Annotated in this window: 22 protein-coding genes and 1 pseudogene; 10 read left to right on the top strand and 13 right to left on the bottom strand. The window is 42.5% G+C overall.

Features of this window, described 5'->3' with window-relative positions:
- Positions 1-49: 49 nt before the first annotated feature.
- Positions 50-727 carry a hypothetical protein gene (locus BWI96_RS06750; protein ID WP_157830246.1) on the bottom strand — a complete coding sequence of 226 codons (678 nt, stop codon included), beginning with the start codon at positions 725-727 and terminating at the stop codon, positions 50-52.
- A 108-nt stretch (positions 728-835) separates the two neighbouring features.
- Positions 836-2,041 (bottom strand): class I SAM-dependent methyltransferase, encoded by a 1,206-nt coding sequence (locus tag BWI96_RS06745; protein WP_106635909.1) that lies wholly within the window; start codon positions 2,039-2,041, stop codon positions 836-838.
- 131 nt (positions 2,042-2,172) lie between these two features.
- On the opposite strand from BWI96_RS06745, the gene BWI96_RS06740 reads away from it, so the two are divergent.
- Positions 2,173-3,612, top strand: a complete 1,440-nt coding sequence (locus BWI96_RS06740) for an MFS transporter (RefSeq protein WP_106635908.1) — start codon at positions 2,173-2,175, stop codon at positions 3,610-3,612.
- Between the two features lie 39 nt (positions 3,613-3,651).
- On the opposite strand, the gene BWI96_RS06735 is transcribed toward BWI96_RS06740, so the two are convergent.
- Together BWI96_RS06735 and BWI96_RS06730 are read right to left on the bottom strand one after the other, a co-directional pair.
- Positions 3,652-5,463 (bottom strand): histidine kinase dimerization/phosphoacceptor domain -containing protein, encoded by a 1,812-nt coding sequence (locus BWI96_RS06735; RefSeq protein ID WP_106635907.1) that lies wholly within the window; start codon positions 5,461-5,463, stop codon positions 3,652-3,654.
- A 30-nt stretch (positions 5,464-5,493) separates the two neighbouring features.
- Complete coding sequence (locus BWI96_RS06730) at positions 5,494-6,267, bottom strand: response regulator (RefSeq protein ID WP_106635906.1); 774 nt, start codon at positions 6,265-6,267, stop codon at positions 5,494-5,496.
- Positions 6,268-7,512: 1,245 nt separating this feature from the next.
- Between BWI96_RS06730 and BWI96_RS06725 the strand changes: the two genes are divergently transcribed.
- The 3 genes from BWI96_RS06725 (at position 7,513) to BWI96_RS06715 (ending at position 9,823) form a co-directional block, all read left to right on the top strand.
- Complete coding sequence (locus BWI96_RS06725; protein ID WP_198555163.1) at positions 7,513-8,550, top strand: PmoA family protein; 1,038 nt, start codon at positions 7,513-7,515, stop codon at positions 8,548-8,550.
- Positions 8,551-8,851: 301 nt separating this feature from the next.
- Complete coding sequence (locus tag BWI96_RS06720; RefSeq protein WP_106635904.1) at positions 8,852-9,349, top strand: AAA family ATPase; 498 nt, start codon at positions 8,852-8,854, stop codon at positions 9,347-9,349.
- A 9-nt stretch (positions 9,350-9,358) separates the two neighbouring features.
- Positions 9,359-9,823: a methylglyoxal synthase gene (locus tag BWI96_RS06715; RefSeq protein ID WP_106635903.1), complete on the top strand. Its 465-nt coding sequence runs from the start codon at positions 9,359-9,361 to the stop codon at positions 9,821-9,823.
- Positions 9,824-9,874: 51 nt separating this feature from the next.
- Here BWI96_RS06715 and BWI96_RS22220 read toward each other — a convergent pair whose 3' ends face one another.
- The 3 genes from BWI96_RS22220 to BWI96_RS06705 form a co-directional block, all read right to left on the bottom strand.
- Complete coding sequence (locus tag BWI96_RS22220) at positions 9,875-10,441, bottom strand: MFS transporter (protein WP_232793609.1); 567 nt, start codon at positions 10,439-10,441, stop codon at positions 9,875-9,877.
- The gene (locus BWI96_RS22215; RefSeq protein WP_232793608.1) at positions 10,435-11,043 is read right to left on the bottom strand and encodes an MFS transporter; all 609 of its coding nucleotides are present in this window, start codon (positions 11,041-11,043) and stop codon (positions 10,435-10,437) included. The genes BWI96_RS22220 and BWI96_RS22215 overlap by 7 nt, the downstream gene beginning before the upstream one ends.
- Before the next feature lie 74 nt (positions 11,044-11,117).
- The gene (locus BWI96_RS06705) at positions 11,118-11,504 is read right to left on the bottom strand and encodes a DoxX family protein (RefSeq protein WP_198555162.1); all 387 of its coding nucleotides are present in this window, start codon (positions 11,502-11,504) and stop codon (positions 11,118-11,120) included.
- 403 nt (positions 11,505-11,907) lie between these two features.
- Between BWI96_RS06705 and BWI96_RS06700 the strand changes: the two genes are divergently transcribed.
- Complete coding sequence (locus tag BWI96_RS06700; RefSeq protein ID WP_106635901.1) at positions 11,908-12,261, top strand: GNAT family N-acetyltransferase; 354 nt, start codon at positions 11,908-11,910, stop codon at positions 12,259-12,261.
- Between the two features lie 4 nt (positions 12,262-12,265).
- Here the strand turns inward: BWI96_RS06700 and BWI96_RS06695 are convergent, their stop codons facing one another.
- Positions 12,266-12,697 (bottom strand): hypothetical protein, encoded by a 432-nt coding sequence (locus tag BWI96_RS06695; RefSeq protein ID WP_106635900.1) that lies wholly within the window; start codon positions 12,695-12,697, stop codon positions 12,266-12,268.
- A 340-nt stretch (positions 12,698-13,037) separates the two neighbouring features.
- Between BWI96_RS06695 and BWI96_RS06690 the strand changes: the two genes are divergently transcribed.
- Positions 13,038-13,664, top strand: coding sequence for a DUF1080 domain-containing protein (locus BWI96_RS06690; RefSeq protein ID WP_106635899.1), 627 nt, complete (start codon positions 13,038-13,040; stop codon positions 13,662-13,664).
- A gap of 171 nt (positions 13,665-13,835) precedes the next feature.
- Positions 13,836-15,473, top strand: coding sequence for a M1 family metallopeptidase (locus BWI96_RS06685; protein ID WP_106635898.1), 1,638 nt, complete (start codon positions 13,836-13,838; stop codon positions 15,471-15,473).
- A 72-nt stretch (positions 15,474-15,545) separates the two neighbouring features.
- On the opposite strand, the gene BWI96_RS06680 is transcribed toward BWI96_RS06685, so the two are convergent.
- Positions 15,546-15,719: an Arc family DNA-binding protein gene (locus BWI96_RS06680; RefSeq protein ID WP_106635897.1), complete on the bottom strand. Its 174-nt coding sequence runs from the start codon at positions 15,717-15,719 to the stop codon at positions 15,546-15,548.
- Between the two features lie 67 nt (positions 15,720-15,786).
- Positions 15,787-16,635: an SPFH domain-containing protein gene (locus BWI96_RS06675; protein ID WP_106635896.1), complete on the bottom strand. Its 849-nt coding sequence runs from the start codon at positions 16,633-16,635 to the stop codon at positions 15,787-15,789.
- Positions 16,636-18,045: 1,410 nt separating this feature from the next.
- On the opposite strand from BWI96_RS06675, the gene BWI96_RS06670 reads away from it, so the two are divergent.
- The 3 genes from BWI96_RS06670 to BWI96_RS06660 all read left to right on the top strand — a co-directional run bounded on the left by BWI96_RS06670 (position 18,046) and on the right by BWI96_RS06660 (position 21,323).
- Positions 18,046-18,873, top strand: a complete 828-nt coding sequence (locus BWI96_RS06670; protein ID WP_369804099.1) for a DUF4290 domain-containing protein — start codon at positions 18,046-18,048, stop codon at positions 18,871-18,873.
- A gap of 82 nt (positions 18,874-18,955) precedes the next feature.
- Positions 18,956-20,263: a UDP-N-acetylglucosamine 1-carboxyvinyltransferase gene (gene murA, locus BWI96_RS06665; protein WP_106635894.1), complete on the top strand. Its 1,308-nt coding sequence runs from the start codon at positions 18,956-18,958 to the stop codon at positions 20,261-20,263.
- 85 nt (positions 20,264-20,348) lie between these two features.
- Complete coding sequence (locus BWI96_RS06660; protein WP_106635950.1) at positions 20,349-21,323, top strand: polysaccharide deacetylase family protein; 975 nt, start codon at positions 20,349-20,351, stop codon at positions 21,321-21,323.
- A gap of 209 nt (positions 21,324-21,532) precedes the next feature.
- Here the strand turns inward: BWI96_RS06660 and BWI96_RS22210 are convergent, their stop codons facing one another.
- The 3 genes and pseudogenes from BWI96_RS22210 to BWI96_RS06645 form a co-directional block, all read right to left on the bottom strand.
- Positions 21,533-21,877, bottom strand: a complete 345-nt coding sequence (locus BWI96_RS22210; RefSeq protein ID WP_232793606.1) for an NIPSNAP family protein — start codon at positions 21,875-21,877, stop codon at positions 21,533-21,535.
- 2 nt (positions 21,878-21,879) lie between these two features.
- Positions 21,880-22,278, bottom strand: coding sequence for an NIPSNAP family protein (locus BWI96_RS22205; protein WP_232793605.1), 399 nt, complete (start codon positions 22,276-22,278; stop codon positions 21,880-21,882).
- Between the two features lie 108 nt (positions 22,279-22,386).
- Positions 22,387-24,353, bottom strand: a pseudogene (locus tag BWI96_RS06645) (carboxy terminal-processing peptidase).
- Between the last annotated feature and the right edge of the window lie 288 nt (positions 24,354-24,641).

Genomic DNA, 24,641 nt, shown 5'->3' with positions numbered 1-24,641 from the left:
CCGCGATACTGTCGCGGACGAACTTGCTTGAATAAATCTTAGGTAGTCATTAGGGTTTGCGGCTTTTTACCGATTCATTATTTTTCTTCTGATCTTCCAGCAAATTCGAAGCCTGTTCTACTTCACTTCTCAGCCTGACACTGTCTGCCTGTAATTGAGCTAATTCCTTCTCGTTCTCTTCCAGACGTTTGAACAACTTGATTTTTTCGGCTCGATTATCCTTTAAATTCCGCAGATTTCGTTCTGACTTACGAACGACATCTTTCTGTTTATCCGTCGCTTCTTTCAGCGTCTTATCTGCATCACTTACCTGTGATTCGTAATCCACTTCTTTGTGAAAATCCTGAAGAATGGCCTCTACTTCACGACCGTAATTGTTAGTGCTGGAAGCATACTCGTAACTCCCCATATCTACCGAAAGAAAAAGCGTTGTGCCTTTCGATCTGGAATCGATCTGACTCACGATCAGTACGTTTTTATCGGAAAAAGGCACCTTTGCATATTCCACTTTGTAAACGCCACCCCGTTCCGATAATACCCGTCCGTATTGAGCCAGCTTTTTTTTCCAGGCCTGTTCTACAATTCGGCTATCAACGCTGGTAGTCATTAAATAACCCACTCGTTTCACTTTAGCTACGTCCTGTTGAACGGGTTTAATATCTGCCTGAGCGAATACTCCTGCACTACTCATTAACAAAAAGACAAGAGTCAAAAATTTCGTTTTCATAAAAGGATTAATTTGAAGGTAAATTTGATGTGTTGATACCTCTAACGGAATAAGTAATTTAAGGGCTAATTAATAACGAAAAATTAAATTTATAAGTACAAAAACTCACTATAACTTTTCTGGATTTACTTTTTCGGTAACCAGGATTAATTTCTTCTGATTTTCATCCGAAGTAGCAAATACATACACCTCTCCTCCATCGTTTAAACTCAGTTTTTTCCTTAAATCTGCCACTCCCATTGGAAAGTTACGCACCGTAATATGAGCTTTTCCTGAAGGTATTAATCGATGAATTTCCTTTTTATCAGCCTTAGTTACCGCATTGATTTTAAAAATCCGTCCGGGAAATTCAGGCTTGTAACTATCCGATGTATATAAATGACTACTTACCGCCAGTTTGTATAAGGAATCTCCGGCAATACTTTTGAAAGCTCCGGCTTTTAAAAGGGCTGCATTAGGCTCATATAAATAGGTTAAGGGTTGCGAAAATGGGGGGCTTGCCGACTGCTCTTCCGCTCTGGTAAAAGTAAACTTCTGTTCCTGATTGTTCTTTAAAAGATTTACTGCGACTATTTCCGTTTCGGTCCGTTGATTACTAACCTGAAAAAGTAATTCCTTCACCTCATCTTCCACTGCAATCACATATACTTTCTGCACGCATTGTAACTGTTTCACCGCCAGGTCAATATCCAGCATGGGCGAAAGTTTTATCAATACATTATTGGCCTTTTCAAGTAATAAATCTCTGATTTCCAATACATTAGGTTCACAGTCTGACAAGTAAACCATTTTCTGATTGCTTTGATTCCGGCGAGCGGGGTCCAAGTAAAGCCAGTCCAGTTTTTCAGTACTTTCCTTTAACCATTCCACGCCATTGCCCGGTACCCAGTTTACTTCTGCGGTAAGCCCAACCTGAGGAAGATTCCATTTCGTCAATTCAAATAAATCAGCTTGTTGCTCGCAATACGTCGCCTTTCGAAAATTAGCGGAAGCCGCCCAGAAATCTACGCCCATTCCGCCCGTCAGGTCGGCATAAGTATCGCCACGCATCAGGGAAGATTTCCAGCGTGCGGTCCGCTCGGAAGAGCACTGTTCCAGCGGAATGATTCCGGGAAAAAGTACGTCAGAAGCCGCCAGCCAGGAAGGCAGTTTTCCTTTTGCTTTCTGTCTACACTGAATTTGCAGAGCAATCTCTTTAATGGGTAACCCCGGAAAACGGTGTGCGGAGAGCAGCAACCGTTGCCAGTCTTCATCCTGATGTTGAGCAATAAACGAACGGACTTCGGGCTGGGTCAGGATTGAAATCAGGGACATATTTGACGGGTAAGCGTACGGAAAAGTTTCTTCCAATACTAGAATAAATTAACAAAATAACCTTATTTTTCGACCAAATGCTCCATCGGGCAAGCAGTCAAACCTCTACACATGCAAAGTAAAACGTCTCCCTGATTACTTCAAAAAAACGTCTTTGGGAAGTAATATTCGCTTCTTCCGCCGGAACCGTAATTGAATGGTATGATTTCTACATTTTTGGCAGCCTGGCAGCCATTATTTCTACCAAGTTTTTCCCGCCAGAAAACCCTGCCGCCGCGTTCTTAAGTACCCTGGCCACCCACGGAGCCGGATTTGTGGCTCGTCCTTTCGGGGCCATTGTCTTTGGCAGGTTAGGTGATATGATCGGGCGAAAATATACTTTTCTGGTTACACTGATGCTGATGGGCGGCAGTACGTTCGCCATTGCATTTATCCCACAGTACGCTTCTATTGGCATTTTGGCCCCAATTATTCTGTTAGTACTGCGGGTTTTGCAGGGGTTGGCTCTTGGGGGCGAATATGGCGGTGCGGCTACATATGTAGCCGAACATTCTCCTGATAATCAGAGAGGTAAGTTTACCAGTTATATCCAAACGACGGCTTCCATTGGCTTTTTCATCTCCATTATCGTTATTCTCGGCTGTCAGTTTACGTTAGGAAAATCAGTATTCAACGAATGGGGCTGGCGATTACCCTTTGCTTTGTCTGGTTTTCTGGTTGTCCTCTCCTATTTCATTCGCAGAAATATGGATGAATCCCCCGCGTTCGCCAAGCTTAAGAAAGAAGGTAACATTACCAAAACTCCTTTACGGGATGCTTTTAAGAGTAAAGCCAATGTTCGGCTTATGTTAATTGCAATGTTTGGAGCCATTATTGGTCAGGGAGCCATCTGGCACACCAGCCAGTTTTACGCCCAGATTTTCATCACTAAAATTCTGAATGTTGAATATAGTTCGGCCCAAACAGTAATGGCTGTTGCCGTTACCTGTGCCACGCCATTCTTCGTTATTTTCGGAACCTTATCCGATCGAATTGGCCGTAAAAAGGTAATGATGGCGGGTTTATTGGGAGCTAGTTTGTTTTTATATCCACTCTACAAAGGATTAGATCACGCAGTCAATAGCGGCACTATCCTGGAAACTAAAATCACTCCCGAAGCTCAGGTTTCTACTTACACGGATGGCAAAAAATTAACGCAAACGTATGTTAAGCTTCCTAACGGGAAAACAGAAATAAAAACTGAAATCATACTTCCTAGCACTACTCTTTTTATCGTTGGGTTATTAGTCTTTATTCAGGTCTTATTTGCAACGATGGCCTATGGGCCCATTGCTGCTTTTTTAGTGGAATTATTTCCTACAAAAATTCGATATACGTCACTTTCCATCCCTTACAATGTTGCTAATGGAATATTTGGTGGTTGCTCACCATTCGTAGCTACGTGGTTGGGGAGTTTAACAGGCTCAAAATTTGCCGGTCTTTATTACCCTATTTTATTAACGTCCATTTCTTTCATTGTAGGGATGATTTTCATCAAGGAAACCGCCGGCAGTAAGCTGGAAGACGAATAAAAAAAGGCTGCCTATGCAGCCTTTTTTTATTCATATCCTTTATACAGTCATCACTAAATCAAATCGTGTTCCATTTTCATTATTAACCTTCAGAATTGCCCCAATTTGTTCACTTAGTATAACAATCAATCGTTTCCCAAAAGAGCCCGTTGGCTGTTGCCATTTATTCATATCTATTCCGGGACCATTATCTTTAATTTCCAAATGAAATGGTTTATTTTCATTTAGGATGATACTCAATTGTGGGTTATCAATATGTGCGAACGCATGTTTAAATGAATTAGTAATAATCTCGTTGAGTATTAATCCTAAAGGAACGGCTACTTCTACGTCAAGCTCTATTTCAGCAATATCCACTCGTAAATCGAAATCTTCAATTTTATAGCCGTAAGCGTATAACAATCCTTGGGCCAGATCACTAATATATTCTTTCATATTCACCTTCGTTATATTCTCACTTTCGTAGAGTTTCTGGTGAATCAGAGACATGGCTTCTACCCGTTGCTGGCCTTCTTTTACAGCTTTTACGGCTCCCTCGTCTTCCAGTCGGGTGGATTGCAATCGTAATAAACTGGAAATAATGGCCAGGTTATTTTTAACCCGGTGATGCAGTTCTTTCATCAGATTTTTCAACTGATCAGACTGTTCACTTATCTGTTTATTGCGACTCCATATTAGAGCATTTGTCGACTCCAACTCCTTATTCACCTGTCGAATACGTCTGTATTGCCATAAGGCTACAGTGAACATAATTAGTAAGGCACCTGCCCCGCAAAATAGCCACCAGAATTGTCTGCTTTTAGAGGTATTTTCTTCGTCCAAACGAATAATTTCCTGTTCTTTTTCCTGCGTTTTGAAGCGGGTTTCTGCCTCTGCTAGTTGCTTATTTTTGTCCGTTCTATTGACCGTATCGTTGGACGCAATCCATTTTTTCTGATACTGAAATGCACTTTTAAAATCCTCTTTTCGTTCCGATATTTTCGTTAATGTACCGTATATTTCCTGTTCATATCGGTATCTTTCAGGCTGAATTTCGCACCATTGAAGAGCCATTTTAGCATACTTCTCAGCTTCGTCTAATCGATTCAAGGCAATCAACGTATTAGGATAATTCATGTAAATATATCCTTTTATGTAATTGTCATTTTTTCGATTGGCTATGGCCAAGCATTCTTTATACATAGCTTCAGACTCTTTATACATACCGGCATTTTTATAAATAATGCCCCGGTTAAACCAGATCATTAAATATTCTTCTTTCTGGTTACCAGCGTATTTCATGGCTTTGCTATTGTATGTAAGAGCTTTTGCATAATTTTTACGCATATCCTCCATCGTAGCCAATTCCATATTAAACTGGATAATCAGGTCTTTATCCTGTATGGAATTAGCTAGTACCATCCCCTTTTTAAAATAAGGCTCTGCCGAGGCAAAATCATTTAGCGAAATATACGAGAACCCAATGAAGTCCAGTATTTTGGCTTGACGCTTTACCTCTTTCGTAACAGTGAAAAAATGTAATGCTTTTTCGTAATGCAATAGAGCTTCTGGCAGGTTGCTTTTATCCCTTGCCAGAAGCCCATACGAGAAATAGGTTCTCCCCAGGAGGATGGTATCCTTTAGATGCGTAGCGATTTTCAATAACTCATCAATAGCCTGTTTTGAATCAATGTATCGGGCATGGTTCGACATGTTTGCTTCATATCTGGAGATCGAATCAAACTTTGCCTTTTCCGGTAAATTTTCAATACTTTCTAGGTAGGCATTAAAAGGCTGAATTTTAGAGGTTTGAGCCTGTGTAGGTAAAAACAATCCCAGATTTAGGATAAGGGTTAATAAAATACTTCTCATTCGATTCAATATTGGAGAATACAAAACCCATTAATTAATCTGGAAAATACGCATGAACTCATCTTTATACTGCCGTCCCATGGGAATGGTGTACTGATCAGCGACAATTTCTTTTTCATTGAAACTCTTTATCTTACGAACATTAACCGCATATGAGCGATGTACCCGCATTAATTTTTCGACCCCAAGTCGCAGTAATGTCAAATTCAGGGTTAAACGAATCGAATATTTTTTATCGCTGGTTACAATCGTTGTATACGTATTATCAGCTTCCAGGTAAATGATATCCTGCATATCAATTCGCACGAACTGATAATTATGTTTGATGAAGATAGATTGCTCAATTTTCAATATGACTTCTTTAGATTGAACATCTTTATCCGTAATCTTATTCTGATCTTTCGTATAACCAGAAGCATCCCGGGCTAAAAAGTTCTGAATAGCCAATTCAATAGAAATATTCAGATTAGCATTATTAATAGGCTTGAATAAATAGGCAGCTGGATAGGTAAGTTTAGCCCGGTCTTTGGTTTCCTTGTCGGCCAATGCAGTAATATAAATAACTGGAACATTTTTAATGTTCTGCAACTGATTTATGGTTTCGATCCCATCCCATTCCCCTTTAATATTAATGTCACAAAGCACCAGGTCAACCTGGTTTTGCTGGTAGATTTCTAAAGCTCTTTTTCCATTGTTTGCAATTCCAACTACATAATAACCTTCGGTTTCGAGGGTATCACATAAATCCATTGCCAAAACGGCTTCATCTTCAATGATTAATACTCGCACACGATTTTCCTGCATTGGATTAACGTTTACCTGATTTCAACACCGATTGATTAACTTATCTTGTATTACCTAATTACTAACCATTAAATTATTATCACTTGATATTAATTTTAATTAGAATTAACCAATACCATTTATATGACCCTATAAAAATAATAAACGGAGCAATAATGCTCCGTTTATTTATGTATTCTCCGTATTAAATGTTGTTTTTTAAAGTTTAGCAAAAAATCTTCTACATCTTAGACAGATAAACCACTTCAAAGGAATAAAAAAGAGAAAGGTACGAATCGCTGCAGGACGGCGGCGGCGTTCTATCTCTGAAGCTTTGCAAAAAGGGCAACACTTCGTAGTAGCCATGTTCGTAGTAATGATTTAGGCGTGGTAGGTTGTATTCGTCAGGAGACTAGCGTTCCCTAATATGGTGTTTCTGGTGCTTTTGAACAGTTGCACGGACAGAACAGTAGTAGCGATACAAAACTACTCTCGAGAAAGAGAAGACTCCTTAGTCGTTTGCCCTCTTGTAAAAAGCCTCTCTTCCTCTTGAGTATTCATAGGTTAATCCAAACCGGATTTAAGTTCTTGCAATGCATCTCTTAACAGAGCTCTGAATAAGTTTAAGAAAAGATGCAATTCCTTATGGCGGGTAATTCGGTTTCTTATAAGTACTACAAATATAGCGTATTTAGGTACCTGAATTTTATAAATGTAGGTAAACTAAACTTGAAGGGTAGTCAATGACTTATTTTAGTGAGTAAACACGCTAAAAAGCTATTTTTTAAAATTTATTTTGATAATTATTTCTTAAAATAATCCAGTAAATAAATTTATTCATCCCACTCTTCCTTATACAGAAACTATTGACTATCAAATACTTAAATTATAATTTACACTTGTACATATATTACCAAAAGATAATATGTACAATTTTAAAATTTTATTCTATTCAGGATGAACAACTTATGAAAACATTATTCATGCAAATTTAGATACACTATCATTCTTTTTTATTTTACCGGATTTTAATAGCCTGTAAAGCTATTATATTTACACTTATTATATAAGTTTTTATTAAATTAGATTAGTTTTCAAATTAACTGTATCTACATTTAAATTAGAGATTTCTATTCTCCTGTAATCTTCCATTTCGCTTGTCCTTAATTTTCTCTCAGTAATAAATAATGAATGCTTTGTGGGGTTAGCACCATGGTTAAGGGTCATATCATTGGTAGTTTCGCATGGATTTAACATTACTACTCTATGACTTCTCTCTCTAAACTTCTATTATGTAGCTCAGCCTTTTTCCTCAGCGTTCAGGTAATGGGGCAAAAAATGATTGAGCTGAAATCTGACGAAAAAGCTAAAAAGGTAAATGTTCTTGTGGACGGAAAGCCCTTCACCAGTTACTTCTATCCGGGAGAGCAGGTACTGAAAAAAGCCGTGCTTTATCCCGTTTATTCACCTCAGGGTAATCTTATTACTCGCGGCTGGCCTATTGATCCACGTCCTGGCGAACGAGTAGACCATCCTCACCACGTAGGCATCTGGTTTAATTATGAAGATGTAAATGGATATGACTACTGGAATAATTCCAACACACCACCTAATCCCAAAGCCAAATACGGTACCATTCGGCACACGGGAATCAAGGCTAAAAAGGACGGAAAACGAGCCGAGTTAACCGTTACTGCCGATTGGCTGGAAGACAACGGTAAAGGTCGGAAAGTACTGGAAGAGCGTACCACCTATTTCTTTACCGCTACAGACAAGCAACGCATCATTGATCGGATGACCGTTCTTAAAGCAACCGAAGATGTTCATTTTAAGGATGTTAAAGATGGCATGTTTGCCATTCGCGTAGCCCGTCAGTTGGAGTTACCTTCTACGAAAGCAGAAAAATATACGGATGCCAATGGCGTAGAAACGGCAGTTCCTAAGCTGGACAATACGGGCGTAACGGGTAACTATCGTTCCAGTGAGGGCATCGAAGGTGCTAAAGTGTGGAGTACGCGGGGTCGATGGATGAATCTGACGGGAAAAATTGGGAAGGAAACGGTTTCCATTGCGATGATTGATCATCCTAAAAATGTGAACTATCCTACTTTCTGGCACGCCCGCGATTACGGATTGTTTGCCCTGAATCCATTAGGTGAGAAGGTTTTTACAGAAGGTAAAAAAGAGCTCAACTATCAATTGAAGAAGGGACAGTCTGTTGTTTTCCGGTATCGGGTCGTGATTACTTCCGGCGGAGCTACGGATGCGGAATTAAACAAACTAGCCGATGCTTTTGCCAAATAACCGTGGTTAACTAACTCCTGAAAAGTCCGCAAATGTCCTGATTTGCGGACTTTTCTATGAATAGCGTGGTGCGTTACCTAATGACTGATCCTTACTGGTAATCCTCCCCTTTCATTCCGAGCGAAGCATGTTGCTTCCCCGAATTTCACCCAGGGACTCTGAAGGTATGCATGGTCTCTCGATTCTCAATCGGTAAAGATTGCCCAGGCCATAACTCACATCAAGGCCCAGCGATTATAAATTTTAAACACTCGCGAAGCTGATGGATTTACTTTCACGGAATTTTTAGACCTTGCCAATTATGAAACAAATGGTCGTTTTGATTGGCGTTAGTGGAAGCGGAAAATCAACCTGGGCGAAAGAATTTTGTCTGAATCAGCCGAACTGGTTGCGAATCAGTCGGGATGAATTAAGGCGGAGTCTGCTGCCCGTTTCACTTGGCACCTACTGGCACTGGCCTAAGGAAGATCAGAGCCGAATTGAAAATCTGGTTGATCGGATGCATACCAAACTATTGATTGATGCCTTACGGTTAGGCTGGAACGTAATGATGGATAACACGCATCTGAAAAAGACGTATTTTGAAGAATACATTACCTTAATGCTGCGAAATTTCCCTTCTTTCCATATTCAATACCGATTGTTTGATACACCTCTTGAAATTTGTCAGGAAAGAGACCATCTTCGGGCTGATTCAGTGGGTGCTAATGCCGTAGCGTATCAGTACTCGCAATTGCAGGAATTAAAAAGCAAATTTGATTTTCAACCTTTTACATGGCCTTCTGAAACCAATTCATAAATCACCCTTATGGCAAGCAGACACTTAAACGCTCATAAACGCATCGCCCTCGTGGCTCACGATCATAAAAAAGCCGAGATTCTGGAATGGGCTTTGGCGAATCAGGAATTCTTGAGTAAGCACCAGTTATTTGCTACCGGCACAACGGGCCGATTGCTGGAAGAAGCGTTGAAACTCCCAGTTACTAAACTACTCTCAGGGCCACTTGGCGGCGATCAGCAAATTGGAGCCATGATTGCCGAATCGAAGATTGATGCCATCATTTTCTTTTGGGATCCGATGGAATCTCAGCCGCACGACCCGGACGTGAAAGCTTTATTACGACTGGCAGTAGTTTGGAATATTCCGATGGCCTGTAATCGGGCCACTGCCGACTTTCTGCTCAGCTCGCCCTTCATGCATCAGGATTACGAATCACAGTTGACCGATTACAGCACCTACCTGAAACGCCAGGTAGTCGAAAACTTCGATTAATGAAAAAGGGGCCGTGCAAATGATTTGCACGGCCCCTTTGAGTAGCAATAATTAAGCTAATACCCGTTCTCTAACCGCATTTTTCTGACGATAGTAGACTACCACAGACATCAGGAAACCCGTTAACGCCAGCATGGCTCCCACCCACTGGGGCGAAGTATAACCCAAACCTGCGGCAATCGGTAAACCGCCCAGGTAAGCTCCGAGGGCGTTGCCCATATTAAAACCAGCCTGACTTACAGAAGACGCCAGCATTTCTGAACCATTGGCAGCCCGAATCATCAGGATCTGAATAGGTGCTCCAAGCGTGAAGGAAATGGCTCCGGTTACGAAAGTCATTACCAGAAGCGGTATTTTGAAAGGAGCGATGAATGATACAACCGTCAACGAAACCGCCATTAATAAGAGGAATAAAGCCGTGGCTTTGATGGGAGAGAGTCGATCAGCCGTGAAGCCCGCGATGGCATTTCCAACGGCCATACCCACACCTGCCAGCACCAAAATCCAGGTAATCTGGTCGCTTCTAAATCCTCCTACTTCGGTTAGTAAAGGAGCAATGTAACTAAACCAGGCAAACAGTCCACCCGTTCCAATGGCGGTAATTCCAAGAATCAGCAAGGTTCTACGCGGGTAAAAATCTTCAGATCTTTGATAATATTAGAATCCCCCACCGTAGGTAAATTGGGTAATAACTGCTGGATACTGAACATCGTTAGCAAGCCAACCCCTGAAATGATCAGGAAAGTAATTCGCCAGCTCATGTTATGCCCGATATACGTTCCCAGTGGAACACCAATGATATTGGCAATGGTTAAACCCGCAAACATGACCGAAATTGCCTGAGCTTCTTTACCCGGCGTTGCCAAACGGCTGGCCACTACCGCACCCACACCAAAGAATGCCCCGTGAGGTAAGCCCGACAGCAATCGGGTTAACATCATGAGTTGGTAGTTCGGAGCAAAAGAAGACAGAGCATTACAGAAGGTAAACAAGGCCATTAGGCCCAGCAGAATTTTCTTCGGAGGGTAATTCCCAGCGATACCAACCAGCAGAGGTGCTCCTAAAACTACCCCCAGAGCATAAGCCGAAATCAGGTGCCCTGCTTCGGGAATGGTGATTTGCAGATCTCTGGCAATATCCGGCAAAATACCCATCATGACAAACTCCGTCATACCAATGCCGAAGCCGCCCACAGTTAAGGAAATAAGACTCTTTTTCATATAATTTTCAAAGGGAAAAACGCTGTTTGCTCAAAAGTGCTGGATCATAAATGCCTGGTCACATGCTTGGTCAGCTATTTCCGGGTCATTTTATCCAGTGAATACGAATTATGGGAATGTTCAAATACAAGTAATATAGTCAGAAAAGCTACATGAATGAGCTGTGACGGAATGGCTCCCCAGTCTTCTACCATTGACGAACCAAAAATGAGACTAATCATAATCCAGCTTCCCGCAGTCAAGGCCAATCGAGTAAACAAACCCAGCACAATCAGAACGCCTACCATTAACTCGGCAATCGGCAAAGCATAACTAAATGGCGTGACCAGGGATTCAGGCAACAAAGAATCTTTGAATTTGTCTACCATCCAGGCACTAAAGCCACTTAATTTCGGCATTCGAACCAGTCCATGCCCTAACAAACTAGTGCCGACCGCTAAGCGGGCTAGAAAAAATGACATTCCATTATTCATCTGACTGCTAGGTAAAGTTCTGATCGTCTACGAGTGGCCACTAAACATGCAACCCTATGCTTGCAGACACTAGGTAAACAAAGTTCATCAAATCCTTTGAGTTAAATAAAAAAAGTACAAGAAACATTCCACAATCTATAAATATTCTAATTTATTGGTTTGGCAATCCAATTCAGTCTTCATGACAATGATTGCTCTTCACTTCATCACATTGGCGTTTTATGTTCATACGTATTCAGAACGAACATCACCCCTACTTCCCCGAGGTTTGGAATTTGTTACAATCCGCTTTCCACACAGGCGAAAGACGCGACCTGGAAACTTTAAAAAGAACGTTGGCAGACGAACAAATGCAATTACTGGTTTGGGAAGAAAACCATGAATTTTAGGAATGGCCGTCTGCTGGGACTTCAAAACGTTCCATTTTCTGGAATACCTGGCCGTCCATGCCAACGCCCGGGGCAAAGGAACGGGAACGACCATCATGCAGCAACTGCTGACGGATCAACCCCTATTACTTGAAGTGCAACCTCCTACGGATGCTATTAATGAATCCAGAATCAGGTTTTACGAACGGCTGGGTTTATGCCTCAATGACTACTCCTATTACCAGCCTCCCTATCAGAAAAGAGGCGAGACCTTTCCCTTACGGATCATGTCTTCGCCTCAGTTATTAACTTGCGAACAATTTGAAAACTATACAACTATAGTTAAGCAGGAAGTCTATGAAAAATGGTATCTATAATTACCTAACGTTTTAGCAATTTGAAAGTCAATCCTGCTGCTAACCCACCCGCTAGGTACCAGCCAATAGTCATCAGCTTAGTAGCTGTAGTACGATTGCTCGGAGCCTCTCCCAAGCCTAGCGGTCCCGGCAACAGTACAGCTCCAATACCGGCAGCCAGTCCTAAAATAGCCCCATTTCTAAGGCCGTTTTTGGGCTTATCCATGCTTACCAATCCATAATAAGCGGCATTCGACATGATATCGCCTACCAGAGAAGCTTTGTGCAGCGTCTCTTCTGAAGGTGACAGGTAATCGGGTAGTAATTTAGAAATAGCCCGTTTGCCTAACAAATCAATTCGGGGAGCATCATCAACGGTTTTACGAGCCGTTTCATGCAAGAGTGTCAGCGTAGTAGCTCCAACGACTCCACTGGCAGTTGCTGCAAAAGAATCCATACAGTATATCTATTTTTTTATCCGTAAACTTATAAATAATGTATGCCAGCCTATTTTATTTTTAATATAGCATTTCTAAACTTGTTTTAAGTATCAAAAAACAATGCTTCATTATCCTAAAATGATGCTCAATAATCATGATTATTTTTTTCATAGCAAACAACTCCCTAACCTACCTTTTTAACGTAAGTTAATTTGAATGAGGGTATTTAGGAGCGATCTTACATTCAAAATCACTCTTTATTGCTAATAACTATTAGCATTCTTATCATTTATGTTTAAAATTTACTTTGTCATTACTTCTTCTAATTTTTATTAACCTCTACATTTTTATTGAAAGATGAAAAAACACGTAGCATTACTCATTGCTCTTACCACTTGCTCCTTGAGTTTTATTCCTCCCAAAGACCAGTGGATTTCTCTTTTTGATGGCAAGACCTTGAAGGGCTGGAAGGTCGGTAAAAACGCCGACACCTTCAGTGTTGAAGATGGCTGCATTAAGGTAGCCGGTCCCGTGGCTCACTTGTTCTACGAAGGCTCCGAACAGCCTTTCAAAAACTTTGAATTTCAGGCTAAAGTTAAAACTACACCAGGCTCTAATTCAGGGATTTACTTTCATACTGCCTATCAGGAAGACGGCTGGCCAGCGAAGGGTTATGAAGTTCAGGTAAACAATTCTCATACCGACTGGAAACGCACCGGCAGCCTTTACAATATTCAGGATGTAAAAGAGGTTTATGTTAAAGATAATGAATGGTATACTGAACAGATTACCGTGCAGGACAAACACGTGGTTATCAAGATTAATGATAAAACTGTGGTAGACTACACCGAACCCGCTAATGCAGAGCGTCCGACTGACATGAAGCAACGCCTGATTAGTTCTGGAACCTTTGCTTTACAAGGCCATGATCCCAAAAGTGTTGTGTATTTTAAAGATATTAAAGTTCGAAAGTTAGCTGATTAAATGTATAGAAATCAGCCAACAAGGGTTAGTTGTCGCAGGACGGCTCGTCGTTATCTAAAAATGGGTATTTCACATACTCATTTTTAGATATATTTAGTTAGTTTTACTTTCCCTTACCAAAAATTCACTACAATTTCCCAGCAGCTCATTGCTCAAATGAATGTATAACCCATGAAATTCTATTTAAGTATTTTTATTACCATTGGTATTGTTTTTCCAACCTTCGCTCAAACGTATGAATTCTCCAGGCTTGATACTTTACGCGGCACCATAACCCCCGAAAGGGCCTGGTGGGACCTGGCTTTTTATGATCTCAATGTTCGTTTTAATCCTAAAGACAGTACGCTTAAGGGCAGCAATCAGGTTTACTACAAAGTCCTAAAATCTGCTCAGGTCTTACAGATTGATTTACAAAGACCCATGCAAATCAATCGAATCGAACAGGATGGTCGGTCACTTACCTATACTCAGGATGGCGATGCGTACTTTGTTCAGCTTCAGAAATCGCAGGTTCCCAATCACCAGGAATCATTAACGGTTTATTACGAAGGTAAACCCCACGTAGCCCGGCGGGCTCCCTGGGATGGGGGTTTTGTTTTTTCTAAGGATAAAGCCGGACAGCCCTACATTGCAACGGCCTGTCAGGGTCTGGGAGCTAGTTCCTGGTGGCCGAATAAAGACCATCCTTACGACGAGCCGGACAGCATGAATATAACCGTGACGGTTCCGCAGCCGTTGATGGATGTATCCAATGGCCGGTTAATAAAAACTACCGAAAACACCGACGGAACCCGGACTTTTCAATGGAAAGTAGTTAATCCCATTAACAACTACGGCGTTAATTTAAATATTGCCAATTATACGCATTGGTCGGAAACGTACCAAGGATTAAAAGGGCCACTGGCGTTGAATTATTACGTATTACCGGAACACCTGGAGCTTGCGAAAAAACAGTTTCAACAGGTTCCGATGATGCTGAAAGCTTTTGAATACTGGTTTGGTCCCTATCCTTTTTACGAAGACGGATATAAACTCGTAGAAGTGCCCTACCTGGGCATGGAACACCAGAGTTCTGTTACTTACGGCAATGGCTTCAGAAATGGGTATTTAGGCCGGGATTTATCGACTACTGGCTGGGGTTTAAAGTGGGATTTTATCATTGTTCATGAATCCGGCCATGAATGGTTTGCTAATAGCATTACCAATTATGACGTGGCCGATATGTGGATTCACGAAAGTTTTACGAACTACTCTGAGTCTTTATTTACAGAGTATTACTTCGGAAAAGAAGCGGGAGCAGCATATGTAATTGGGTGTCGAAAACTGATTAAGAATGATCGGCCTGTGGTTGGTATACATAATCTTAACTATTCAGGATCAGGAGATATGTATTACAAAGGTGGAAACCTGCTTCACATGATCCGTCAGATTGTTAGTAATGACGAACGCTGGCACCAGATGTTATTAGGTATCAATAAAACTTTCTACCATAAAACAGTCACCGGAACGCAGGTTGAAAATTTCATAAGTCAATCTTTAAACTTAAAGCTTGCTAAAGTTTTCGAACAATATTTACATGACATTCGTATCCCAGTATTTACCTATGAGTTTAAAAATAATGAACTCGTTTATCGCTGGGAAAACTGTGTATCTAAATTTGACATGCCCGTTAAAGTCAAAATTGACGATCAAGAAATAGTTTTAAAGCCAACGGATCAGTGGCAAAAATTAAATAAAATCAAGCCCAACTCTACCGTTACTGTAGATATTAATTACTACGTTAACAGCAAAAATATTACCAAGAGTTAGTAGTTTAATTCTAGAAGTCATAAAAAAGGACAGACACGAAGCGTATCTGTCCTTTTTTATGACTGATACTCCTTAGGAACGCTCTTTGGGGAGGCGATTTTTACTTTTTAATGCTTCATGTAATAGAAATTCAATTTGTCCATTCAAACTACGGAATTCATCATCTGCCCATTTTTGCAAAGCTTCCAGTTGTTCAGGAGCCATTCGTAAAACAAAGGCTTTTTTTGCTTCTTTCTCTTTCGCCATAACTTGTAATTGGACCTTTAACAAGAGTTTCTATACTCCCTTCAATCTATTCCTGTCCATCGATCTGTTAATGATATAAAGTGCCCGTATTGACTACGGGGTTAGCCGCTTTGTCCGAACAAAGTACCACTAAGAGGTTACTCACCATAGCGGCTTTTTTCTCCTCATCCAGCTCAACTATGGCGTTCTCGGTCAATCGTTTTAAAGCCAGGTCTACCATACCTACCGCTCCTTCTACAATTTTAGTTCGGGCGGCAACCATGGCCGTTGCCTGCTGACGCTGCAACATGGCGTGTGCAATTTCTTCCGCGTAAGCTAAGTGCGTAATCCGGGCTTCAAGAATGGTTACCCCAGCCCGAGCCAGACGTTCACTTAATTCACTTTCAAGCTTTTCATTAATCAAATCTCCCCCCGAACGGAGCGTTATTTCCTGCTGATCATCGTCAAAATGATCATAAGCGTAGGTACCCGCCATGTGACGCAGGGCGGCATCACTCTGAAGTTTCACGTACTGAACGTAATTATCTACCTCAAATTTAGCCTGGGCGGTATCATTCACCTGCCAAACGACCACCGCACCAATCACGATTGGGTTACCGAGTGAATCGTTGACCTTGATTTTATCCCCTTCCAGATTTCGAGCCCGCAGTGAAATCGTTGATTTCATGTAAAACGGATTCGACCATTTAAAACCGGAATCTTTAACTGTACCCGCGTAATTTCCAAATAACACCAGAATTTTAGCTTCGTTGGGGTTTACAATGAAAAAGCCAAACGAAGCAATGAGGGCGGCCAAAAGGACTACAACCGCCACAATCGGCGAGTAAAAGAATAACCCAATCCCGACCGGAAAAGCCAGCAAAGTCAACGCCAGCATTAAATAACCTGAAGGAGGATGAACGATTTTGTCTCTCATAGTAGTTGATATTAAAATGATATTACAATAATACTAACCTATTTAGAACTGCCTCGGTGAAACTGGATAAGTGGCTTTAAAAGAGGATCATCTGATTATTTGGTTGTCAGGTGGTTAACTAGCAGTTTTTTTGTGATTGCAAGGTGAGTTTGCTTCTCTTGGTTCAAGAGGTCCGTTGCAGGAAGAGCTTATACTCCATATTATCATCTAGAGTGAAGCGAAGGACGTTATTATCTTTTCGAACCCATTAACTTGGTTCCCGTCAAGCTACCCGCAATCCTAAGCAAGGTCTCTCCCTGATTTCGAGATAACAGTTGAAGGATTTAGATTAACTCCCGCAGTCGCTCGGCTCTAGCCGAGTGACTACCTAGCTCTAGGTCTCTGGCCGGTAGACTGCGAACCAGTAGGAGATCCGCCAACAATGTTTCCCCAACCAAAACAGGCTTGCTAACACCGACCAGAGGCCTGCCAAACCATAGCGTCACTCGGCCAGAACCGAGCGACTGCGAAGAAATTCCCTAACGAGGGATAACAGCGAAAAAGCTCCCTGCTGTCATCCAGAGCGAAACGAAGGACCTTACTTAGGATTGAGTAACACTTTCTAGCCGAGCGACTGCGTGCGGGGGTGGATATGAAGCGTTAGACGAATGATGCCAGCGGAAAAGCTGGCATCGGTTGGGCTGAAGTAGTTGGGGTTGTCTCTTCTCCTGTCATCCAGAGCGAAGCGAAGGACCCTATTTAGGATTTAGCAACACTTTCTGACTGGAAGTTAATCCCGCAGTTGCTCGGCTGTAGTAAAGCAATTGCGAGGTAATTTATACTAACCTTAACACTGCCCCATTCCTACATAAGGTCTCTTCCTCCGTTCGAGATGACAGCTCGAGGAGTTAGGTTACCTATGGAGGGAGATTCCTTACTAGCATTTTCTTGCAGTCACTCGCCTTTGGCCAGTAGGATGCGAACCAGTAACTGGTCAGCCAACATCTTTCCTCAACAAAAACAGGCTTGCTAATCTCGGACAGAGCTGAGCGACAGCTAGAAGGGCTTTGGAAAATAACGGCAGGTAGGAAACCTTATTGAGGATCACGGATAAGCATGAGGATTACTAACCTTGTCACTAAACGCTAGGGATTTCCAGATTGCTTAAATCACAAACGATGAAACGTTTAAGACATACAGAAAGCCGTACAAAAGTCGTTAAACTTTATACAGCTGGAGGTTTCTAAGTGAGTAATAAGCAAATGGCTGGTATTACATTTTAGTCTTCTAGCGATGAGACCAGTCTAGTCGATTTTAATCCATTATTTTACGGATTTTATCAATAATTTTCTATTTCTGGAAGCTATTACCGTTTGGAACTTAGGGGCTTCTTTATACATTTGCAAAACTTCACGAGTATGATGGGTTTATATCTTCTCCCGGTTACGCCGGACGCTTTGTCAGGGCTTATCCTTATGTGACCAACAATCCACAATCTCGTCCACTGAAAACAAATACATTCGATTGAAAGAATACGGAAGTAATATCCAAAAACTCGTGGATTATCTCGTTACGATTTCAGACCGCGAGAAACGCACGAAGCAGGCCTACGTACTGATTGAGCTGATGCGACAAATCCACCCATCCATGAAGGAGGGTCAGGATTATACTAATAAGCTTTGGGATGATTTATACATTATGTCGCGGTTCCGCCTCGATGTGGACAGCCCATTCCCTCCTCCATCGCCAGAGGCCATTGGGAAAAAACCTAATCCTGTTCCTTACAATACCCATCATCTACAGTTTCGTCACTACGGTCGAAATCTGGAAGTTATGGTGGAAAAAGCGATTTCATTAACTAACGAGTACGAGCGATGGGCTTTCGCCAGTTACATTGCCAAGATGATGAAGAGCTTTTACACCGCCTGGAATAAGGATAACGCCGATGATTCGACCGTTTTAGAGCACCTGAAAATTATTTCGAAAGGCGGCCTGAATACGGAAATTGACCGTATCCGTAATGAAGGGTATTTAGACATTGCTCCCCGGGACCGTTATTCCAGCAATGCAGGTGGCAGCAGTGGTCATCACCATTCGCACACGCATAGCCGTCCGAACAATAACTATCGGAACAATGATCGTAATGATCGCAGCGAACGTGGGGGTCAACCGAATAATTTCCAGCGTCGGAACAACAACAATAATAACAATCGGAATAATCCGAATAATCATTTCAATCGTAACAACCGAAAAAAATAATTTATAGGTTTTAAGGAATCAGCAAGAGCCGTACGTGGCTTTCCGCCTGATCTCGTTTTTCTATACATTATTCACTGTAAAGATGGCTTCATTCAAAGTAACAGGAGGAAGAAAACTGAAGGGCGAAATTGTCCCTCAAGGTGCTAAAAACGAAGCACTTCAAATTATCTGTGCGGTACTTTTAACGAAAGAACCCGTTACGATTCATAACATCCCCGGCATCCGTGATGTCATTGCCCTGATTGATTTATTGGGGGAAATGGGTGTAAAAGTAACCTGGCTGAGTGAATCTTCCGTTCGTTTTCAGGCGGATGACATTAACATGGGTTACCTCGAAACGGAAGCCTACAAGCATAAAGCAGCCTCTTTACGTGGGTCAGTAATGACGCTGGGCCCCCTGTTAGCCCGCTTCAAAAAAGGCCGGATTCCCCGCCCCGGTGGTGACAAAATTGGTCGCCGTCGTCTGGACACTCACTTCCTGGGTTTTGAACGCCTCGGGGCCCGTTTTGACTTTGATCCTCAAGATGGTGGTTTTTATAAAGTAGATGCTTCCAATCTGAAAGGCACCTATATGCTTCTTGATGAAGCGTCCGTAACCGGAACGGCTAACGTATTAATGGCCGCGGTTTTAGCGGAAGGGACAACCACCATTTACAACGCCGCCTGCGAACCTTACCTCCAGCAACTTTGCAAAATGCTGGTTCGGATGGGTGCCAGCATCAGCGGTATCGGCTCTAACTTACTTACAATTGATGGCGTCAGCGAACTGAAAGGGACCGATCATACCATGTTACCTGACATGATCGAAATCGGTTCATTCATTGGCTTAGCCGCCATGACGCAGTCTGAGATCACCATCAAAAACTGCTCCATTCCTGATCTGGGTGTTATCCCAAGCGTTTTCCAGAAATTAGGTATTAAACTGGAATTCCGGGGTGATGACATTTTCGTTCCCGCACAGGATCATTACGAGTTGGAAACTTTCATTGACGGCTCAATGCTAACTGTAGCAGATGCTCCCTGGCCCGGCTTTACGCCTGACTTGCTGAGTATCGTGCTAGTAACGGCCATTCAGGCTAAAGGAACGGTACTGATTCATCAGAAGATGTTCGAAAGCCGCCTGTTCTTCGTTGATAAACTCATCGAAATGGGTGCCCAAATCATCCTTTGCGATCCGCACCGGGCCACGGTAGTCGGGCTGAATCGCCAGTTGCAGTTACGCGGCATTCGCATGACTTCTCCTGACATTCGTGCGGGCGTTTCCTTGCTCATTGCTGCCATGTCGGCCAACGGCGTTTCCATCATTGATAACATCGAGCAGATTGACCGTGGGTACCAAAACATTGACACCCGCCTCAATGCCATTGGAGCCGAAATTGTTCGTTTGTAACCGTTAGATAATCTCCCTTATTTTAAAAGCCAGTATCTTTAAGGTACTGGCTTTTTTGCATTCCCTCTTTTACTACTTTACTAGCATGAAATTAATCCTCACGATTTTTTGCCTTGCGTTAACCCAAGTGGTTTCCGCTCAGACGTACGCCGAAAAGCTGGGATTTCCAAAGGGGAAGAAAGTCATCATTTTTCACGTTGACGACGCCGGAATGAGTTATGACTCTAACGAAGGCACCCGCAAAGCCCTGAGTAGTGGCGTGGCGACCTCGACGAGTGTGATGATGCCCTGTCCCTGGGTACCTCATTTCATGAACCTCGCTCAACAAAACCCAACCTGGGATTTAGGTGTTCATCTCACTTTAACCTCCGAATGGAAAGATTATCGCTGGCAGCCCTTAACTGGTAGGGAAAAAACTCCTGGTCTTTATGATCCACAGGGTTACTACTGGCGAGGCGTTGCGGAGGTTGTCTCCCATGCCTCGCCCGACGAAGTGGAAAGTGAGATTAGAGCTCAGATTGCCCAATTTCGTCAGTTTGGGCTAGAACCTTCACATATTGATTCACACATGGGCACGCTTTTCCAGCCTAAGTTTATAGAACGCTACGTTAAAGTAGGGATCGAAGAGAAGATTCCCGTGATGTTTCCGGGTGGTCATAATACCTTGATTCAAAAGGAAAGCCCGATTGATGTGAAAGCGACTAAAATGATTGGAGAAAAACTTTGGGCGGCCCGTTTACCCGTGCTGGATGATCTTTTTACCGAAACCTATAGCTGGAAGTCTCCCGCTGGACAACCCCTTACTGATCAGAATTTACGAGCTTATAAAACTCAGAAGTTTCTTGCGTTATTACAAGAATGTAAGCCCGGACTAACGATGATCATTGTGCATTGCACAGACCCTACGCCTCAGTTTTCAATCATTTCGGACTCAGGCCCTACCCGCAAGGGCGATCTATTAGCGATGCTTGATCCCGAATTAAGAAAATACATCGAACAGAATGACATTATTTTAACCAACTGGCGGGACATCAAAGAACGCCGTAAACAGGTTAAGTAAATAGTTGTTCGTTTTTGGTTATCAGTTGATAGATTGATAGTCTACGTTTTACAACCGAACCATCCAAGTTCTTATAACAATTTAATAATACACTTTTTTGTTGTAAAATATTGACTATCAACCAAAAGCAATCAACTACTTATCATTACAATGACTGCAAAAACTTAGTAACAAAAAAGGCTTCCGATCGGAAGCCTTTTTTGCTGAATTTATTTCAGAGGAGAAAAATCCGTTGGTACTAAATAAAGATTGGTTACCCATTCGGTTAATGAGCCGTTGGCTAATTTCTCCGAAGCCGTCCGAACCGAGATCCATTCCGGGTCTTCGCGGAAAGCTTTAAAGGACTTCTCTCCTGCTTCTTTACTAGGCTGGGTCAATAGATACATGAGAATGTTATCTGCGTCGTCCTGCGTCCAATAAATGAAATTATTCATGCCGTGTTTTTCGAATAGCTTCGTAGTATGGTTCCGAAACCGAGCTAGTAATAAAGGCAAGTTGTAAGGAGTCGTTTTATAGGTACGAAGCTGAAATACCCGGTTCCCCTTGGGACTCATATCTAAGGCTGGAGAAAAGTCGGTGGTGTGAAAGAACTGGCTGATAACCTTAGAAACGATCCTACCATTTTTTCAGATTCGCTGGCTACTTTCTTCCACTCCGGGTCATTACTAAACGCTTTCCAGCTCGAATCGCGAGCCGCCCGATTGGGGTACGACAGGAAATAAATCAGACAGCTATCGGGTTTGTGTTGGGGAACAAAGTAACCTACGTTAGTCATCCCATGTTTGGCAAAAATACGCATGGTGTGATTTCGGAAACGGTTCATTAAATCAGGTTGCTTTCCCTCGGGTGAATAATATACCCGCATTTCGTACAAACGGGAATCTTTGGCTGGAGAAGACTGGCTGAACGCTGAGGTAAGATTCAGACAAAGCAATAGAACTAGGACAATACGCATGGAATTAGAGGTTATTTATGATCGCTGCAAAAGTCAGGTAAATTTTGAAATCCACAAAAAAGGGAGCTGAACATTCATGTCCAGCTCCCTTTTAATCGACTATCGGTATTATTTCAGAGAAATCCAGTCTGCTAAAATCCGAATGGACTCTTTTAGCTCGGCGTCTTCCTTGAATTTAGAAATGAAATTTTCTTTCATCTTCTGACGAATATCAGCCGAAGCAACGTCCTGGCCAGGCATTCCTCCACCGGCAGTGCCGAGTTGGGTTAACTTATCGCCCAGCAGCACTACTTCGTAAGGATTAGGTTTACCTTCTCCGAGTTTAGCCAGCTCGTCTTTCCGCTTTTTCGCCTCTTCCATTTCCTTCCGACGATTCGCTTCGTTCAACGAAAGCAAGGTCTTGTCTTTATTTTTCTGGAAGTCCGAAACTTCAGCCGTCAGGCGTAATAAATCGGGATCCGCCTTGTAACGTTCGTTGTACTTCGTCCGCAGTTTTTCAAGGGTCTTTGGATCTACATTGGTGTATTCCGTAAACACACTTGGTTTGATCTGATCCCAGGGCAAAGCCGTTGGTTGAGAGCTTTCACCGAATTCTTCGGCACTGAAACGAGAAGGTAACTCAATATCTGGCGTAACTCCTTTATGCTGCGTACTGCTACCCGTAATCCGGTAGAACTTGGCACGCGTCATTTTCAGTAACCCTACTTTTTCCGTTTCCTTGGGCAGGAATTGGTTCAGATCAAGTAACTGCTGAACAGTGCCTTTACCGTAAGTCGTTCCTCCAATCACCAGACCACGTTTGTAATCCTGAATAGCTCCAGCAAAAATCTCGGAAGCAGAGCACTAAAACGGTTTACGATAACCGCCAGCGGACCTGCATATACCTGTTGTGGATCTGGATCATCATCGGCATCGATACGACCCATGGCATCTTTCACCTGAACAACCGGACCATCTTTAATGAACAAGCCCGTCAGTTTGATCGCTTCATCCAGTGAACCACCGCCATTGTAGCGTAAATCCAGCACAACTCCGTCTACTTTAGCCTGCTTAAACTGTTCCAGGAAACGCTGAACATCACGGCTGGTGGAAGTATAATCCTTATCGCCTTTCCGCATTTCATCAAAGTTTTGATAGAAACCGGGCAGGGTAATGACTCCCATGCGATATTCCTTATTACCGTAAGTCATCGGAACGATTTCTGCTTTCGCTACACCGTCCTCCAGCTTCACTTTATCGCGAACAATTTTGATTTCATGAGGCTGACTTCCGGGAAGAGCATCTGGCTTCAGAATATTCAGCCGAACCGTTGTGCCTTTAGGGCCACGAATCAGTTTCACTACATCATCCAATGCCCAGCCAACTACGTCAACCATCTGGCCATTTGTGCCCTGAGCTACCCCTACGATGCGGTCGTTCTCACGAACCTGACCACTTTTCATAGCCGGACCGCCGGGTACTAATTCACGGATTTTCGTGTAATCATTTTCAGGCGTTAAAGTAGCCCCGATTCCTTCAAATGACTGAGCCATTTCATCCTTGAAACGAGAGGCATCCGGCGGAGCCATGTAACTCGTGTGCGGATCAATTACTTCAGCAAAGGAATTCATGAAGGACTGAAAAACGTAATCGCTCTTTACCTTACTGGTTTGCTTGTCAAGGTTCACATAACGATCCTTAATCAGTCGGTAAATAGCGGTGTCTTTCTTACCCTGAAGTTTATAATCCAGAGCCTGACTCTTCACAATTTTACGCCACAAATCATCCAGCTCGGCTGTGCTATTAGCCCACTGAGCTTTGTCACGATTGGTTTCGTAAGACTCGTCTTTGCTGAAATCAAAAGGCTTATCTGTCAGCTTACTAACGTAGGCCATACGTTCGTGAAAACGTTTCATGAACAGATTGAACAGATCATACGCCGGGGTAAGGTTACCAGCCTGAAGGTAATCATCAATCTGGTAGCGGTACTTTTCAAAGGCCTGTACGTCAGAAGCCAGCAAGTAGGCTTTACCATTATCCACTTCCTTCAGGTAATTCGTCCAAACTTTAGAGGAGAGCGAATCATCCAGTGGCATTCGGCGGTAGTGGTATGAAGAAAGAATGGTGGTGACTACTTTTTCAACTTCTTTCTGAGAAGCCGTAGGTACTAAAACAGTGGGTTGATCCGAGCTGAAGTGCTGGGATTCAGAGGGATGTTCTCGTTGAAACCCCAATAACACCAGCGGCACAAAGGCGAGCAAATAGCTTTTCATAGACATGTTATCTTGAGGCATTAATCGTCGGAAAATGTGGGTATTAATCGGCAAAGAGTATCTAAAAAAACAATACCCGACATTTACCCCGTTGCTTCTATTTAATCTTTG

Source organism: Siphonobacter sp. SORGH_AS_0500 (assembly GCF_002838835.1).
GTDB lineage: Bacteria > Bacteroidota > Bacteroidia > Cytophagales > Spirosomataceae > Siphonobacter.
The sequence above is the reverse complement of the archived record's forward strand: the minus strand, read 5'-3'. Positions and strand labels throughout refer to the sequence as shown.

What these genes read in the sequence shown, in the direction of transcription:
- BWI96_RS06750 (WP_157830246.1), bottom strand. Translation starts at nt 727, where the DNA reads ATGAAAACGAAATTTTTGACTCTTGTCTTTTTGTTAATGAGTAGTGCA.
- BWI96_RS06745 (WP_106635909.1), bottom strand. Translation starts at nt 2,041, where the DNA reads ATGTCCCTGATTTCAATCCTGACCCAGCCCGAAGTCCGTTCGTTTATT.
- BWI96_RS06735 (WP_106635907.1), bottom strand. Translation starts at nt 5,463, where the DNA reads ATGAGAAGTATTTTATTAACCCTTATCCTAAATCTGGGATTGTTTTTA.
- BWI96_RS06730 (WP_106635906.1), bottom strand. Translation starts at nt 6,267, where the DNA reads ATGCAGGAAAATCGTGTGCGAGTATTAATCATTGAAGATGAAGCCGTT.
- BWI96_RS06725 (WP_198555163.1), top strand. Translation starts at nt 7,513, where the DNA reads ATGACTTCTCTCTCTAAACTTCTATTATGTAGCTCAGCCTTTTTCCTC.
- BWI96_RS06720 (WP_106635904.1), top strand. Translation starts at nt 8,852, where the DNA reads ATGAAACAAATGGTCGTTTTGATTGGCGTTAGTGGAAGCGGAAAATCA.
- BWI96_RS06715 (WP_106635903.1), top strand. Translation starts at nt 9,359, where the DNA reads ATGGCAAGCAGACACTTAAACGCTCATAAACGCATCGCCCTCGTGGCT.
- BWI96_RS22215 (WP_232793608.1), bottom strand. Translation starts at nt 11,043, where the DNA reads ATGAAAAAGAGTCTTATTTCCTTAACTGTGGGCGGCTTCGGCATTGGT.
- BWI96_RS06705 (WP_198555162.1), bottom strand. Translation starts at nt 11,504, where the DNA reads ATGTCATTTTTTCTAGCCCGCTTAGCGGTCGGCACTAGTTTGTTAGGG.
- BWI96_RS06700 (WP_106635901.1), top strand. Translation starts at nt 11,908, where the DNA reads ATGGCCGTCTGCTGGGACTTCAAAACGTTCCATTTTCTGGAATACCTG.
- BWI96_RS06695 (WP_106635900.1), bottom strand. Translation starts at nt 12,697, where the DNA reads ATGGATTCTTTTGCAGCAACTGCCAGTGGAGTCGTTGGAGCTACTACG.
- BWI96_RS06690 (WP_106635899.1), top strand. Translation starts at nt 13,038, where the DNA reads ATGAAAAAACACGTAGCATTACTCATTGCTCTTACCACTTGCTCCTTG.
- BWI96_RS06685 (WP_106635898.1), top strand. Translation starts at nt 13,836, where the DNA reads ATGAAATTCTATTTAAGTATTTTTATTACCATTGGTATTGTTTTTCCA.
- BWI96_RS06680 (WP_106635897.1), bottom strand. Translation starts at nt 15,719, where the DNA reads ATGGCGAAAGAGAAAGAAGCAAAAAAAGCCTTTGTTTTACGAATGGCT.
- BWI96_RS06675 (WP_106635896.1), bottom strand. Translation starts at nt 16,635, where the DNA reads ATGAGAGACAAAATCGTTCATCCTCCTTCAGGTTATTTAATGCTGGCG.
- murA (WP_106635894.1), top strand. Translation starts at nt 18,956, where the DNA reads ATGGCTTCATTCAAAGTAACAGGAGGAAGAAAACTGAAGGGCGAAATT.
- BWI96_RS06660 (WP_106635950.1), top strand. Translation starts at nt 20,349, where the DNA reads ATGAAATTAATCCTCACGATTTTTTGCCTTGCGTTAACCCAAGTGGTT.
- BWI96_RS22210 (WP_232793606.1), bottom strand. Translation starts at nt 21,877, where the DNA reads ATGAGTCCCAAGGGGAACCGGGTATTTCAGCTTCGTACCTATAAAACG.
- BWI96_RS22205 (WP_232793605.1), bottom strand. Translation starts at nt 22,278, where the DNA reads ATGCGTATTGTCCTAGTTCTATTGCTTTGTCTGAATCTTACCTCAGCG.